12 protein-coding genes are annotated in these 14,558 nt (G+C 69.3%); 5 read left to right on the top strand and 7 right to left on the bottom strand.

Annotated elements, in window-relative coordinates:
• Positions 1-81: 81 nt before the first annotated feature.
• From ACFWBB_RS40910 to ACFWBB_RS40885, 6 genes are all read right to left on the bottom strand, one after another.
• Positions 82-2,196, bottom strand: coding sequence for a hypothetical protein (locus ACFWBB_RS40910; protein ID WP_385283863.1), 2,115 nt, complete (start codon positions 2,194-2,196; stop codon positions 82-84).
• A gap of 157 nt (positions 2,197-2,353) precedes the next feature.
• Positions 2,354-3,853 carry a D-ribitol-5-phosphate cytidylyltransferase gene (locus ACFWBB_RS40905; RefSeq protein ID WP_385283860.1) on the bottom strand — a complete coding sequence of 500 codons (1,500 nt, stop codon included), beginning with the start codon at positions 3,851-3,853 and terminating at the stop codon, positions 2,354-2,356.
• A 942-nt stretch (positions 3,854-4,795) separates the two neighbouring features.
• Positions 4,796-6,232, bottom strand: coding sequence for a GTPase ObgE (obgE, locus tag ACFWBB_RS40900; RefSeq protein ID WP_385283857.1), 1,437 nt, complete (start codon positions 6,230-6,232; stop codon positions 4,796-4,798).
• A gap of 149 nt (positions 6,233-6,381) precedes the next feature.
• The gene (gene rpmA, locus ACFWBB_RS40895) at positions 6,382-6,636 is read right to left on the bottom strand and encodes a 50S ribosomal protein L27 (RefSeq protein ID WP_003990207.1); all 255 of its coding nucleotides are present in this window, start codon (positions 6,634-6,636) and stop codon (positions 6,382-6,384) included.
• A 14-nt stretch (positions 6,637-6,650) separates the two neighbouring features.
• The gene (gene rplU, locus ACFWBB_RS40890) at positions 6,651-6,971 is read right to left on the bottom strand and encodes a 50S ribosomal protein L21 (protein WP_006374708.1); all 321 of its coding nucleotides are present in this window, start codon (positions 6,969-6,971) and stop codon (positions 6,651-6,653) included.
• Positions 6,972-7,169: 198 nt separating this feature from the next.
• Positions 7,170-7,781 carry a Uma2 family endonuclease gene (locus tag ACFWBB_RS40885; RefSeq protein WP_385283851.1) on the bottom strand — a complete coding sequence of 204 codons (612 nt, stop codon included), beginning with the start codon at positions 7,779-7,781 and terminating at the stop codon, positions 7,170-7,172.
• A gap of 120 nt (positions 7,782-7,901) precedes the next feature.
• Here ACFWBB_RS40885 and ACFWBB_RS40880 point away from each other — a divergent pair, with 120 nt between their 5' ends.
• A complete protein-coding gene (locus ACFWBB_RS40880) occupies positions 7,902-8,078 on the top strand; it encodes a DUF397 domain-containing protein (RefSeq protein ID WP_385283848.1) in 177 nt (58 codons plus the stop codon).
• A 13-nt stretch (positions 8,079-8,091) separates the two neighbouring features.
• Here ACFWBB_RS40880 and ACFWBB_RS40875 read toward each other — a convergent pair whose 3' ends face one another.
• Positions 8,092-8,619 (bottom strand): hypothetical protein, encoded by a 528-nt coding sequence (locus tag ACFWBB_RS40875; RefSeq protein ID WP_385283845.1) that lies wholly within the window; start codon positions 8,617-8,619, stop codon positions 8,092-8,094.
• Between the two features lie 295 nt (positions 8,620-8,914).
• Between ACFWBB_RS40875 and ACFWBB_RS40870 the strand changes: the two genes are divergently transcribed.
• From ACFWBB_RS40870 to ACFWBB_RS40855, 4 genes are all read left to right on the top strand, one after another.
• Entirely contained in the window at positions 8,915-9,517 is a 603-nt protein-coding gene (locus ACFWBB_RS40870; RefSeq protein WP_385283842.1) for an acyltransferase, read from the top strand.
• A gap of 257 nt (positions 9,518-9,774) precedes the next feature.
• Entirely contained in the window at positions 9,775-10,878 is a 1,104-nt protein-coding gene (gene wecB / locus ACFWBB_RS40865) for a non-hydrolyzing UDP-N-acetylglucosamine 2-epimerase (protein ID WP_385283839.1), read from the top strand.
• A 201-nt stretch (positions 10,879-11,079) separates the two neighbouring features.
• Positions 11,080-12,324 (top strand): glycosyltransferase, encoded by a 1,245-nt coding sequence (locus ACFWBB_RS40860; RefSeq protein WP_385283865.1) that lies wholly within the window; start codon positions 11,080-11,082, stop codon positions 12,322-12,324.
• Positions 12,321-14,474 carry a glycosyltransferase family 1 protein gene (locus tag ACFWBB_RS40855; RefSeq protein ID WP_385283836.1) on the top strand — a complete coding sequence of 718 codons (2,154 nt, stop codon included), beginning with the start codon at positions 12,321-12,323 and terminating at the stop codon, positions 14,472-14,474. Before ACFWBB_RS40860 ends, ACFWBB_RS40855 begins: the two co-directional genes overlap by 4 nt.
• The last annotated feature ends 84 nt before the right edge of the window (positions 14,475-14,558 follow it).

Genomic DNA, 14,558 nt, shown 5'->3' with positions numbered 1-14,558 from the left:
GTTTACCAAAAAAATTTATTTACAAACGCCCGGGCCCCCGTATTTTTTTCGCGGGGCCCCCGGCCTCAGGACATACGGGCGTCAGCCGGCCGTAACACCCTTGGGCAGTTCCGCGCCGTCGTCCGGAGCGGCGCCGACCGCGCTGTCCGTCCCGGGGGCGTGGGATTCCTGGCCGACGTTGCGTGCCTCCGCCTTCAGCGCGAGGTCGGTGACCGCGCGGTCGAACTGCTGGAGCGAGGTGGGCTCGTCCGGTCCGAGCAGGTACTCCTTGAGTTCCTTGCGGTCCTTGGCCAGCGGATCGGCGGCCGGGTCGCGGACCGCGTCCAGCAGCTGGTCCAGCCCGGCGGCGCTGTTGCTGAGGATCACGGCCGCGCGCACGGCGGTGTTCTGCCGCCTGAACTCCTCGGCGCCCAGCTCCGCGGAGTCCGCGACCGCATACGGTTTGCCGCTCGCGATGAAGTCGGAGACCACGCTGGAGATGTCGGAGACCATCGCGTCGGAGGCGTTGAAGCAGTCGTACAGACGGGGTTCGGTACCGGTGATCACCCGGTGCTCGAAGGAGGGGAAGGAGCGCCAGTAGGCCTCGTTCCACTCGGCGCGCAGCCGGGCGGCCTCCTCGTGCTTGCGGACGTCGACGATGCCGTCGCGGCTCGTCACGGCCTCGTCGGCGCGCTCGTCGAACGCGAGGGAGAGACCGTCCAGCCGGGCTTTGAGACGGGTCAGTTCGGCCTTGGCCTTGGCCTGGGCCGCCGGGTCCGCTGTGAAGCGGGGGTCGCCCGCGCGCTGGGCGGCGGCCTTCTTGATCAGGGCGGTGATCCGCCGGTGCGCGGCGCCCGCCTTGGCGCTGCGGGTGCCGGTGAAGGGATGCGGCTTGTAAAGGACGCGGACCGGGGGCTCGGCCGCGATCAGCTTCTTCACGATGTTCTCGCCGGCCAGCAGGAGCGAGGTGTTGCCCGGGTTGTCGTCCCAGCCCTCCCAGGTGGGCGCGTACAGCACCGTCGGGCAGTGGCCGTCGGCGGCTCCGCCGCGGGGTCCCACCGGCGCGGCGTCCGCGGTCCTGATCGGCGCCAGCTGCGGGCGGCCGACCTCCACGATGTCCTCGTCGCGGATGCCGACGTCGGCGATGGCGTAGCGGTCGCGGCCCGCGCGGCCGGCGGTCCACACCTCGTCGTAGACCTTGCTGAACGGGTTGACGCTGGCGAGCTTGTCGCTGTCGCCGTGGCCGATGAAGACGTGCTTCATGGTCGGCACCCGCAGCAGGTGGATGTTCTTGCCGACGTTCGCGCAGTACAACGCGACCCGCACCATGGACAGGTCCATGTTCATCAGGTGCACCCCCCCGGGCACGCAGACGACGGGGACCGAGGTGGGCGCCATCTTCTCCAGGACGGTGCGCTCACGCAGGATGACCAGGGGCCGGGACTCCATCTGCTCCATGGTCTCCAGCCACATGTTGACCTGGTAGGCGGAGTCGTCGGAGCCGGAGAAGTACAGCACCGTCTGCGGCCGGTACTCGCGCAGCCAGGCGCTGACGATGCCCAGGACCTTGTCGGCCTTCGGCGGCAGCCGCTTCGCCCGCAGGTGCGGCACCAGCGCGAGCACGTACAGCCCGCCCACGCCCAGGGTGACGGCGATGCCGACGAAGCCCGGGAGCACGGAGTCGCCGATCGCGCAGACGAGCAGGCCCACGACCGCCGCGAGGTCGAGGTGGAGCATCTTCACGGTGGCCTTGTTCAGCAGGGCGCGCGGCGGGGCGTCCGGTATGCGCAGCCTGGAGGCCAGGTCGACGTTCCTGGTCACGACCGGCATCTGGCGGCGCTTGCCGATCAGGGCGACCAGCGCGCCGTGCGGGGCCTGGAGGCCGAAGAACACCGTGAAGCACGCGATCGCCGCGTAGAAGACCGGCTCCTGGGAGAGGTCGAGTCTCGCCAGCAGCAGGATCAGCAGCAGTTCGCGGACCAGGAACCGGGTGGACAGACCGGCCCGCACCTTGCCCAGGAGGCCGATGAGGCGACTGCCCTTGCGGTGGAGGTAGAGGTCCGCCAGGTACGTCACGGCGGCCGCGGCGGCGAAGGCGGGGGCGCTCGGGACGAGCGCGGCCGCCATGAGGCCGGGGTAGCCCAGCATCATGAGGACCGCCGCGGCCAGTTCGGCCGCGCTGCCCACCCGGGCCACGCGAATAGCGGTGGATATCACGGAGAAACCTGCTCTGGGAGGGGGCCGATCATAGGTACTAAAAGTCCGGAAAGTCCTTTGTGAAGGTTTCGGGAATTTTACGGATTCAGGCCTCTGTGAATTCTCCGTAAACAGGGAGCCACAGAGGCCTGAAAATTCGATGGCTATTTACGACGGATTATGCCACGCCATCCTGTCGGTCGAGCACTCCGGCCAGCGCCTGCTCGAAGTCCGAAGCCCGGCCGGCGGCCGCCGTCGGGTCCTGCTGGCGGACGTCGATGACATGCCCGGTGAGCTCGGAGAGCAGCACGTCGAGCGAGGTACGGGCGACGGCCTCGGAGGAGAGCAGGCTGCCCGAGGGCTCCTGACCGAAGGCCTTGGTGCGCATGGGCGTCGCCGTGCGCTCCGGGTTCACGCAGTTCACCCGGACGCCGTCACCGGCCCACTCGTCGGACAGCGCCTGGGTGAGGTTCACCATGGCCGCCTTGGTCGAGGAGTACAGGCTGTACTCCGCGCGGCCGCGGGTGTAGCTGCTGGAGGTGTACAGCAGCAGCTGGCCCTTCGTTTCCGCCAGGTACTTGTACGCCGAACGAGCGATCTGCACCGGTGCCAGGTAGTTGACCTTCAGCGCTTCCTCGATGGTCGCGTTGTCGGTCTCGGCCAGCTTGCCGATGCGCAGCACGCCCGCGGTGTTGACGACGTAGTCGATCCGCCCGGTCTCGCTGTAGGCCTTGGACAGGGCGTCGTCCACCTCCTCCGGGTTCTCCACGTGCGTGCCGGTGGTGGAGCGGCCCAGGGCGTAGACCTTGGCGCCGTAGGACCCGGCGAGCTCGGCGATGTCCTTGCCGATGCCGTACGAACCGCCGAAGACGACCACGGTCTTGCCGGTGAGCAGCTCGCGGTAGACCTCCTCGCCGTTCTGTTCGGGGGTGGCGGAGGAGGCCAGTTGGAAGAGCTTGTCGGCGATGAAGACGTCGACCGGCTGGGTCACCTTCATGTTGTACTCGTCGCCCGCCACGACATGGATCGGCACGTCCGGCAGGTAGCGCAGCACGACGGTGCAGTCGTCGGTGGCCTGGAAGTTGGGGTCGCCCGCCGCCACCTCGTAGGCCCGGCGGATGGTGGACAGCTTGAACGCCTGCGGGGTCTGGCCGCGGCGCAGCCTGGAGCGGTCCGGGATCTCGGTGATGAACTCGCCGTCCTCGCCGTGCGTGCGCGTGACGATGATGGTGTCCGCGGACGGGATGGCGACGTCGACGGCCTGGTAGCGCTCCAGCGCCGTGACGCAGTCGTCGATGACGCGCCGTGAGAGCAGGGGGCGCACGGCGTCGTGGAAGAGAACGTTGAGGTCCTCACCCTCGGCCAGCCCCTCGCCCAGGGCGGCGATGGCGCGCTCGGTCGTCTCGTTCCGCGTGGAACCGCCCTCGATGATCTTCCGGACCTTGGTGAACCCGGCCTTGGACACGATCTTCTCGATGTCGGGCACATAGCCCGGCGCCATCAGCACGATGATGTCGTCGACCGAGTCGGCCTTCTCGAAGGTGGTCAGCGTGTGCTCGATGACTGCCTTGCCGGCGATCTTCAGCAGCTGCTTGGGGATCGACAGACCCACGCGCTGGCCGGTGCCACCGGCCAGGATCACTGCGGTGGTGCGGGGCTTGGCTATGTGCTGGGACACAGAGGACCTACCTTGGGGCGACAGGGAACGGGGAAATGGTCCCACTTGCGGTTACCGCGATGCAAGGTGAGCGCCGTTCGCTGCAAATGTGCACGCAACCTGGCATTCACCTTGCGCCTGAGGCGATTGCCAAGACTCCGACGCGGCTTCCCACGGATGGTCCCTGGAAATCCTGTGAGTTACTACACAGGCAGTATGGCATTGCCGAGAGTGACGAAATGACGCGAACAGGCGCGCGACCTGAGGCCGTCGGCTAGCACCGAACGGTGTCGACGCCGCCGCAGCACCGTCTCGGCGCCGCCTCAGCCGTTTCGGGCAGCGGTGCCCGAGGACCCGCACCAGCTCCTCCGAAGCAGTCTGGTGCACCGCGCGTGCCGCGGCCCCTGCCGGGCGCCCCAGCCGCCGCCGCAAGCGCCCCGTACAGGGCCTGGGCGGCCACCTCCGGCGCGATCCGAGCCTCGCCAGGGCCTGCCCGGCGCGCCTGGGGGCGGCGGACAGCAGGGCCGGGTCGCCGATCGCCCGCACGCCCGTCAGCCCGACCCGGCCGGCCGACTCGGCGCCGGTCCCGACGGCCGCCCGGACGGCCCGGTCAGGGGTGCGGATCTTCACGTCGAGTGAGGTGGGACTGCACGTGTTCTTCATATGCATGACCGCGCCGTTGCGAACCAGCCGGAATAGAGCTCGTCGGGGAGACCATTACCGCGGAATTCCTTGCCGAGGGTGCGCGGCATTTCGGTCTCGACAGTGGTGAGAGAGCGATTCGCCGTGTCCGCAACGGGCTGGAGCCTGGGGCGCAGATGAGTCCCCCCGTTCCGGTCAGGGGTTTCTCACGCCGGCGTTTCACACCTGCCGGCATCCGGGGCCGGTAACGGAAACGGCGAGGCGGAGCCCCCTTGAAACAGGACCCGCCTCGCCGCATCGGTGCGACCGGTGAGGGAGGACTCAGAAGGGCTCGAAGCCCTCGAACTCCTGGGCCGCCTCGTCGCGTTCGGCCTGCTTGTCCCGGCGGCGCTGGGTCGCGGGGCGCGGCTCCTCGAAGCGGTGGTCCTCGCCCCGGCGGCCGAGCATCTCGGCGCCGGCCGTCACGGACGGCTCCCAGTCGAAGACGACCGCGTTGTCCTCGGGGCCGATGGCGACGCCGTCGCCGCCGCGGGCGCCCGACTTCATCAACGCGTCCTCCACACCGAGGCGGTTGAGCCGGTCGGCGAGATAACCGACGGCCTCGTCGTTGCTGAAGTCGGTCTGCCGCACCCAGCGTTCGGGCTTCTCGCCCCGGACGCGGAACAGGCCGTCCTCCTCCTGCGTGACGGTGAAGCCGGTGTCGTCGACCGCCTTCGGACGGATGACGATCCGGGTCGCCTCCTCCTTCGGCTTGGCCGCGCGCGCCGCGCCCACCATCTCGGCGACGGCGAAGGACAGCTCCTTCAGACCCAGGTGGGCGACCGCCGACACCTCGAAGACGCGGTAGCCGCGCGCCTCCAGATCCGGGCGGACCATCTCGGCGAGGTCCTTGCCGTCCGGTACGTCGATCTTGTTCAGCACCACGAGTCGCGGCCGGTTGCCGAGGCCGCCGTACTGCTTGAGCTCCTCCTCGATCATGTCGAGGTCGGAGAGCGGGTCGCGCTCGGACTCCAGGGTCGCCGTGTCCAGCACGTGCACGAGGACGCTGCACCGCTCGACGTGGCGCAGGAACTCCAGGCCCAGGCCCTTGCCCTGGCTGGCGCCCGGGATCAGGCCGGGCACGTCGGCGATCGTGTAGACGGTGGAGCCGGCCGTCACCACGCCCAGGTTCGGGACGAGGGTCGTGAACGGGTAGTCCGCGATCTTCGGCTTTGCGGCGGACAGGACGGAGATCAGCGAGGACTTGCCCGCGCTCGGGTAGCCGACGAGGGCCACGTCGGCGACCGTCTTCAGCTCCAGGACGATGTCCTGGAGGTCACCGGGCACACCGAGCAGCGCGAAGCCGGGCGCCTTGCGGCGGGCCGAGGACAGCGCCGCGTTGCCCAGGCCGCCGCGACCGCCCTGGGCGGCGACGTACGAGGTGCCGTGGCCGACCAGGTCGGCCAGCACGTTGCCGGCCTTGTCCTGGATGACCGTGCCGTCCGGGACCGGCAGGATCAGGTCCTGGCCGTCCTTGCCGGAGCGGTTGCCGCCCTCACCGGGCTTGCCGTTGGTGGCGCTGCGGTGGGGCTTGTGGTGGTAGTCGATGAGCGTGGTGACCGACTGGTCGACGACCAGGATCACATCGCCGCCGCGGCCGCCGTTGCCCCCGTCGGGGCCACCGAGCGGCTTGAACTTCTCACGGTGGACGGAGGCACAGCCGTGGCCTCCGTTACCCGCGGCGACATGCAGTTCGACGCGGTCCACGAAGGTGGTCATGGTGGGTGCCTCCAGCACTACGAAAACGTCAGGGTCGAGCTATTGCTCTGTCTACTGCTCTAACACGCGAAAGGCGGACCCGCCTTCCCCGAAGGGAAGTGAGGTCCGCCTCGCGAAACGTTCGGTCAAGCCGTGAATCAGGTACTGATTCAGGCGACCGGAACGATGTTCACGACCTTGCGGCCACGGTGGGTGCCGAACTGCACCGAACCGGCCTCAAGGGCGAACAGCGTGTCGTCGCCGCCACGGCCGACGCCCGCGCCGGGGTGGAAGTGCGTGCCACGCTGGCGGACCAGGATCTCACCCGCGTTGACGACCTGACCGCCGAAGCGCTTCACGCCGAGCCGCTGGGCATTGGAGTCGCGACCGTTCCGGGTGGACGATGCGCCCTTCTTGTGTGCCATGTCTCCTCAGTCCCTTACTTCGCAGCCGCGGGGATCTCAGTGACCTTGATCGCCGTGTACTGCTGGCGGTGGCCCTGACGACGGCGGTAGCCGGTCTTGTTCTTGTAGCGAAGGATGTCGATCTTGACGCCCTTGTGGTGGTCCACGATCTCGGCCTGGACCTTGATGCCGGCCAGCACCCACGGGTCGCTGGTCACAGCGTCGCCGTCGACAACGAGCAGGGTCGAGAGCTCGACCGTGTCGCCAACCTTGGCAGTGGAAATCTTGTCAACCTCAACGATGTCGCCGACAGCAACCTTGTGCTGGCGACCACCGCTGCGCACGATGGCGTACACGCGGATCTCACTCTCTAACTCTGGGACGGCATCCCCGCAGTCCAGCCACCCGGGAACGAACACGGACGGCCTCTCCCGGCCACCTAGGTACCGGTACCCGGGAGGAAGAGGGTTTACGGAGATGTGGCACGTCAACCGACACGCCGAAGGACCAGGCTACGGGGCCCGCCTTGAGGGGTCAAACCGGGCCGGGTCCGCTCACCTCTGCTCGTCCTCAGGATTCACGTTCTCCTCGACGGCGAACCCGGACGTGTCGAGCTCGAAGTCGAACGGCCCGGGGATACGCACGGGCCGCCCGAAGGGAACGTTGGTCCGGGACCGGTACCCCTTGGGAGACGGGTCCCAGAGAACGTTGATCTCCCCGGCCCGCATGTCGAGCAGCAGATACACGGGCACGACCCGCCCGTACGTCTCCATCTTGTCGAGCCAGTCGACGTCCTTGGTGGAGTCAGAGGTCAACTCGGCGGCGAGGGAGAGGGCAGCGCCGTCGGCGTGACGACCTTCGATGTCGAAGGCGGATTCGTCGGCGACGTGCAGGTCGGGCCCGTATCCCCGTTCAGACCCGGGAAAGGTGAAGAGGAAGGGAGCCACGTCCACGTCGTGCCCCTCCGGAGCATGCGGCTCCAGCTGAAGCCGAAGCGACTTCATGACCTTCTTGTAACGCAGCTTCGACCACGGCGACACGACGATCTTCCCCCGGATGAGCTCGGCCTTGTAGCCGGCAGGCGTGTCCAGTCCCTCGACGATACGAAGCATGTCCTCGAAGGACCCGCTCGGCGGGGTGTCCATGGCCCGGGGGCGCTCGGTCATGACGGTCACCACGATCCTCCACTGATTACAGAGCGTGTCGTCTGCACCACGATAGCGCCGGGCTGTGACAGCCGCCCGCCCCTCGACCACTCGTCGCTCAAGACACCTGAAGGCCAAGCCATGACCGAACTCAACTGGCAGAAATCCACGTACAGCGAGGAAGCCTCCTCCTGTATCTACCTCGCCACCGCGCCCACCGGAACAATCCTCCTCCGCGAAAGCGACGAACCGGAAACAATCCTCACCACCAGCCCGCGCCAACTCCGAGCCCTGATAACCACCCTGCGCCACCGCTGAAGCGGCGCAGTGCTCACAGGAGCCATGGAAACGCTCGGCCGGTGGAACCCAGCCGGGCGCCTGTACGCAACGGGCACGTGTCCACCACTCCGCAAGGCCCGCCTCCGCCGCATCCGCTTGCTGCGTCGGCCCAGGGCGCGGTGCCGGATTTGCTCCCGGTCCGTTTCCCTCCAGCCTCGACTGCTGCCTCCTCAGCCTTGTTCGCCAGCTTGCCGGACTTGAACCAGTCCTTGACCGCGTTGCCGAGCTTCTTGACCAGCCCCCAGATGCGCTTGCCGAGGGCGGCCGCCTTGTCCCACTTCCACGGCAGCCCGTACTTCTTCGCCAGCTTGCCCGCCAGGCCGCCGGCGAAGCTGCTCGCGACGTTGAACACTGTCGCGCCGCAGGCGCCCAGGTTGCCCGTGGTGAAGCAGTCCAGGGCGTCCTTGATACCGAGTTCTTCCATCGCGATGTCGGCGAGTTCGCCGGCGATGTCGGCTGCGCGCTGCTTGGCCTCGTTGGCGCTCGCCGGGTACTGGGTTCCGGCCAACCAGGTCACCACCGACGGACACTGATCACCCAGCTCTGCAGGCAGGGGCCGCCCACCTCACGCGGGTGGCCCCTGGGGCGTGTCGATCGACTCGTCCCGGGACCGCGGGCCACCTGGCAGGCGCTCCCCCCGGAGGGCCCCACCGCGCCGCCTCACCTCCTTCCTCCCGCGTTGCACCTGCGCGCTCCCCCATCGCCACCGCTCACTGGCGTGTGCCAGGTACCGCAGCTCGGGGCGGGTCGATCCGAAAGCCATGCCCTCCCCGTATGCTCGCGATCCGTAACCAGAGACACCGGAAGGCGGAGAAGTGAACTACAGGGTCCAGCCCAGCGCCCAGGTTGACGCGGGTGCCGAGATCGGCGCCGGGAGCAGCGTGTGGGACCTCGCGCAGATCCGGGAGGGCGCGCGGCTCGGCGAGGGCTGTGTGGTCGGCCGTGGGGCGTACGTCGGTTCCGGTGTCCGGATGGGCGACAACTGCAAACTCCAGAACTACGCGCTGGTCTATGAGCCGGCCGAGCTCGGCGACGGTGTCTTCATCGGCCCCGCCGTCGTCCTCACCAACGACCACAACCCGCGCTCCGTGGATCCCGAGGGCAAGCAGAAGCGCGGCGGCGACTGGGAGGCCGTCGGCGTGCGCATCGCCGACGGGGCGTCCATCGGGGCGCGTGCCGTGTGTGTCGCGCCCCTCACCATCGGCCGCTGGGCGATGGTCGCCGCGGGCGCCGTCGTCACCAAGGACGTGCCGGACTTCGCGCTGGTCGTGGGCGTCCCTGCCCGCCGGGTCGGCTGGGTCGGCCGGGCCGGTGTACGGCTGGTGGAGCGGGATGCGGAGCCGGGGGTGTGGGAGTGCCCGGAGACCGGTGCCCTGTACGAGGAGAAGGACGGGACTCTCGTCGAGCGCGCCGGGTAGGAGCCAGCAGTGGTCAGCGGTGGGAGTCGTCACGGCAGCCACGCCGGTTGTCCCGGTTTCCACCCATGCAAACGCAAGATTCACGAAATCGTTATGCGGGCGGGTCGAAGCGTGGAAGCCGTGTTCTGACCACGGCATGGACACGACGTACTCGCCGCAGGGCAACCCGTCGCGGACCTGGTGCGTCTAACGCTCTGCCTACCATCTTCCTGCCCGTTTCTTTTGCTCAGTCGCCCCCCCCAGAAGAAGAGTGCTCTGTGAAAGTCATCAGCATCGTCGGTGCCCGTCCCCAGTTGGTGAAGCTCGCCCCCATCGCGGCCGCCTTCGCGGGCACCGAGCACGAGCACGTCATCGTGCACACCGGGCAGCACTACGACGCCGACCTCTCGGACGTCTTCTTCTCCGGACTCGGTATCCCGGACCCCGACGTCCACCTCGGTGTCGGTTCCGGCAGCCACGGCGTGCAGACCGGCGCCGTCCTCTCCGCGCTCGACCCGGTCCTCGACCGTGAGCGGCCCGACTGGGTGCTCGTCTACGGCGACACCAACTCCACCATCGCCGGCGCGCTGTCGGCCGTGAAGATGCACCTGCCCGTGGCGCACCTGGAGGCGGGCCTGCGCTCCTTCAACCGGCGGATGCCGGAGGAGCACAACCGCGTCCTCACCGACCACAGCGCCGACCTGCTCCTCGCGCCCACCGAGGAGGCCATGCGCCACCTCGCGAACGAGGGCCTCGCCGACCGCGCCCGACTGGCCGGCGACGTGATGGTCGACATCTGCCTGCGCATCCGCGACCAGGTCCGCGCCGGGGAGTTCCCCGCGCCGGAGCTGCCCGAGGGCATCGACCCGGCGCAGCCCTTCCTGCTGGCGACCCTGCACCGCCCGGACAACACCGACGACCCCGAGCGGCTCGCCGCGATCGTCGACTCGCTCGCCGGGCTGCCGGTGCCGGTGGCGCTCGCCGCCCACCCGCGGCTCGTCGCCCGCGCCCACGAGCACGGCATCGACCTGTCCAAGGGCAATCTGCACGTCGGCCGCCCGCTGCCGTACGCGAGCCTGGTCGCCGCCGTGCTGGCCTCCGTGGGTGTGGTGACGGACTCGGGCGGTCTGCAGAAGGAGGCGTTCCTGCTGGAGCGCATCTGCACCACCATCCGCCCGGAGACCGAGTGGGTGGAAACCGTCAACACGGGCTGGAACGTCCTCGTACCCGACCCGCACACGCTGTCGCCCCAGAAGTGGGCCGAGACCGTGACCCGTGCCGTGCCGACCGACGATCCCGGCATCCCGTACGGCGACGGCCGCGCGGCGCACAACGTCGTCCGTCTCATGGAGGAATGGAAGGGGGGCAGCCGGCCCGTCTGACATGAGAGAGCGGCACCGGGGGCCCTGGCCGCCCGCCTACGGGCGGCCACATGTGACCCACAGTCCGCGCATGTCAGCGTGCTAGCGTCAACCGCTATGTCATCGTCTCCCCCGTCCGGGCCGCCTGCGGAAGGCAAGCGACCGCACGTCATCTATCTCGCCATCGGCTTCCCGCCGGCCGCCAAGAGTTCCACCTACCGGATGCGCGAGACCGCCAACCAGTTCGTGCGGGCCGGCTGGGACGTCACGGTCGTCAACATCGCCCGGGAGTCCTGGGAACTCGACTCGGGCATCGACCTCACGCTGCTGGAGCAGGTCGACCCCCAGGTGAAGATCGTCGAGCTGCCGCTGTCGCGCGACGACCTCGAGACGGACATCCGCCTCTTCGACGAGGCGCGTGCCCTCGACCCCAACGGCTGGGTCGCCAAGCTCCGCAAGCGCCAGACCGAGACGTTCCCGGAGCCCAACTTCGGTGCGTGGCGCGGCGATCTGGAGCAGGCCGTGCTGCGCATCCACCAGGAGCACCCGGCGGACCTGCTGCTCGCCAGCTGTGTGCCGTACGTGAACCTCGCCGCGGCCTGGAAGCTGTGGGAAGAGGCGAAGGTGCCGTACGCGGTGGACTTCCGCGACGGCTGGTCCATCGACGTCATCGACGGCGTCGAGGCGTTCGCCCGCGACTCCGCGGAGGGCGTCTGGGAGCAGAAGATCCTGGACAACGCGGTGTCGCTGTGGGTCGTCAACGACCCCATCGCCGAGCACTACCGGACGCGCTACCCCGAGCTCGCGAACCGCGTGCACGTCGTGCGCAACGGCTACGACGCGGACAGCTCGCCGGGCCGGTCGCACAGCCCGGACCCCGGGGCCGGACTGGTCTTCGGCTACCTCGGCACGGTCAACTTCACCGTCCCGCACCTGGAGACGGTGCTGAACGCCTGGCGCGCGGCCCGTGCGAAGGAGCCGCTGCTGGCGAACGCACGCTTCGAGCTGCGGGGCCATCTCGGCAACGGCGCCACCCGCGGGGCGAACCGGCACGCCGAGGTCTTCAAGGAGGCCGAGGCCGACGGCGTCGTCTTCGGCGGTCCCGCCGCCAAGGCCGAGGTCTCCTCGATCTACGCCCGCTGGGACGCCATGGTGCTGATCCTGATCGGCGGCCGGTTCGTCACCTCCGGCAAGGTGTACGAGTACATGGCGACCGGCCTGCCGATCGTGTCGGCGCACGCCGTCGAGCACGACGCCTCGAACGTGCTGAGGGGCCACCCGCTGTGGACCGGCGCCCCCGGCATCGACGAGGCGGGCCTGACCGAGTCCTTCATCAAGGCCGCCCACATGGCGGTGGAGACCACCGACGAGGAGCACGCCGAGGCGATGGCCCACGCCGACCAGTTCACTCGTGAGGCGCTGATGTCCGTCGCCGTCAAGAACCTTGTCGAGGAGCTCGCCAAGTGACCGAAGTCCTGCTCGTGGCGTCCGTCCGCCCGAATTTCGGCGTGCTCGCCGACACGGTGCGCAAGTTCAACGCCCAGGGCGCTCGTGTGCACCTGGCGGGCATGTTCCACCTGGAGGCCGAAGGCGTCCCCGAGGAACTCGCCAAGGTCGAGCTGGCCACCGCGCACCAGCTGCCGCGCACCCTCAAGCACCGCAGCCAGGCCGTGCGCCGCCGGCTCGGCAAGGCCCCGCGCGGCCTGCGCAACTGGACGCAGGTGCGCAGCGACTCGTGGCTGCGCTCCCACGGCCGCAAGGCCGACGTCCTGGTCGCCCTGGACGTGGCCGCCGTGTACACGGTGTGGCGGCTCGCCGAGTACAACCGCACCGCCGCGGCCAGGTTCGGGCTCGCGCCCGCGCTGAAGGCCGTGGAGGAACTGAAGGCACAGGGCGGCACCACGGTCCGCCGCTCCACCGTCCTGCCGCCGCTGAGTTCCGTCGCCCGTGATGTGAAGCGCTCGGTCGACCGGCTGCCCGCGCAGCTGGTGCGCACGGCCACCCCCCGGCCCCTGATGCGTTCCGGGGTCGGTGCCCGGCTGTGGCGCTCTGCCGTGACCGCGCCCGGTATGCCCATAAGAGTGCGGGCCGCGACCTCGCGGTACGTCGCCGAGGGCATGCAGTGGGCGGGCCGTACCAGCGGTGCCGCGCTCACCCTCGCGGACGCCGCCTCGAAGATCCCGGACCTGCAACTGCGGGCGGACCTCTACAACGAGGGCGTCATGCAGGAGCTGAAGAAGGGCATCAGCCCCCGCTCCCTGGGCAAGGCGGTCGCGGCCCAGCTCGCGAACGCCGACTCGCTCTTCGCCAGGGGCAGGACCGACGATGCCGCCGAGGCGCTGAACCGCGCCCTGTTCCTGCACTTCCACCGGGTGCTGCACATCGACCAGTTGTCGTCGCCGCTGGCGAAGGACGCCGATGGCTTCGTCGCCCCGCTGCACCGCTCCAAGGCGTTCCAGGCACTGAGCCGCCCCCGCGGCCGCAAGGTGCCCGCCGCGCCCGCCCCCACCGACCGCCCGCTGCGGCTGCTGGTGGCGACGAGCGCCAACGACAACTTCCTGCACCTGGTCAAGCAGCACTTCGCCGACCACCCAGGCGTCGAGCTGCGCTACCTCGACCTGGCCGCCAACAAGCATCTGAAGCGGATCTCCTGGGCGGCCCCGCGGATGCTCAAGGACCGCCTGGCGGGCGACACGAGCGACTACCAGGAAGAGGTGGAGCGCCTGATGCGCCCGCACCTCGACTGGGCGGACACCGTGTTCCTGGAGTGGGCGGCCGGTCCGGCCGGCATGCTCACCACGATCGACCCGGGCGACACCCGGATCGTCGTGCGTCTGCACAGCTACGAGGCGTTCACGCGCTGGCCGCACATGACGGACTTCTCCCGGATCGACGACATGGTCTTCGTCGCCCCGCACGTGAAGGACCTGACCGCCTCGCTCGTGCCGACGCTGCGCGGCGAGCAGGCTCCGCGGTTCCACCTCATCGACAACGCCATGGACCTGTCGGGCTTCAACCGCGTGAAGCCGGCCGAGGCCCGCTTCAATCTCGGTCTGGTCGGCATCAGCCAGGTCGCCAAGGACCCGAAGTGGGCCCTGGACGTCCTGGAGCGGGTCCGCAAGCACGACGAGCGCTACCGGCTGCTCCTGGTCGGCGGCGACATGGACCCGAGGACCAGCCAGGCCACCAAGGACTACCTGAACGAGTTCGAGGAGCTGCTCGAACCTCTGGAGGAGTCCGGTGCGGTGGTCCGGCTCGGCGCGACGGACGATGTCCCGTCGAAGCTCGTCGAGATCGGTACGATCCTCAGCTCCTCGGTGCGCGAGGGCTGCCACGTCGGCTTGATGGAGGGCGCGGCCAGCGGTGCCGTCCCCGTCGTCCGCGACTGGCCGTTCTACGCGGGCAAGCCCAACAGCGCCCGGACCCTCTACCCCGAGGGCTGGGTGGTGGCCTCCCCCGCCGAGGCGGCCGAGCGGATCCTGAAGATCACGGCCACGGAGGAGTCCTGGCGCGGGGCGGGCGAGCTCGCCGCCGAGCACGCGCTGACGGTGTGGGACTGGCCCGTGGTGCAGAAGCACTTCGAGAAGCTGATCCTCGAAGGGGACCAGGTCGGCTGAGAACGAGACCGGCTCCCTGCCGTACGAGTGAGGCGCCACACGAGTGAGGCGCATGAGTGAGGGCCCCCGGGATGATCCCGGGGG

The organism is Streptomyces sp. NPDC060000 (genome assembly GCF_042737375.1).
Lineage (GTDB): Bacteria > Actinomycetota > Actinomycetes > Streptomycetales > Streptomycetaceae > Streptomyces.
Note: the sequence above shows the minus strand (reverse complement) of the source record. Positions and strands in the feature narration are given on the sequence as shown.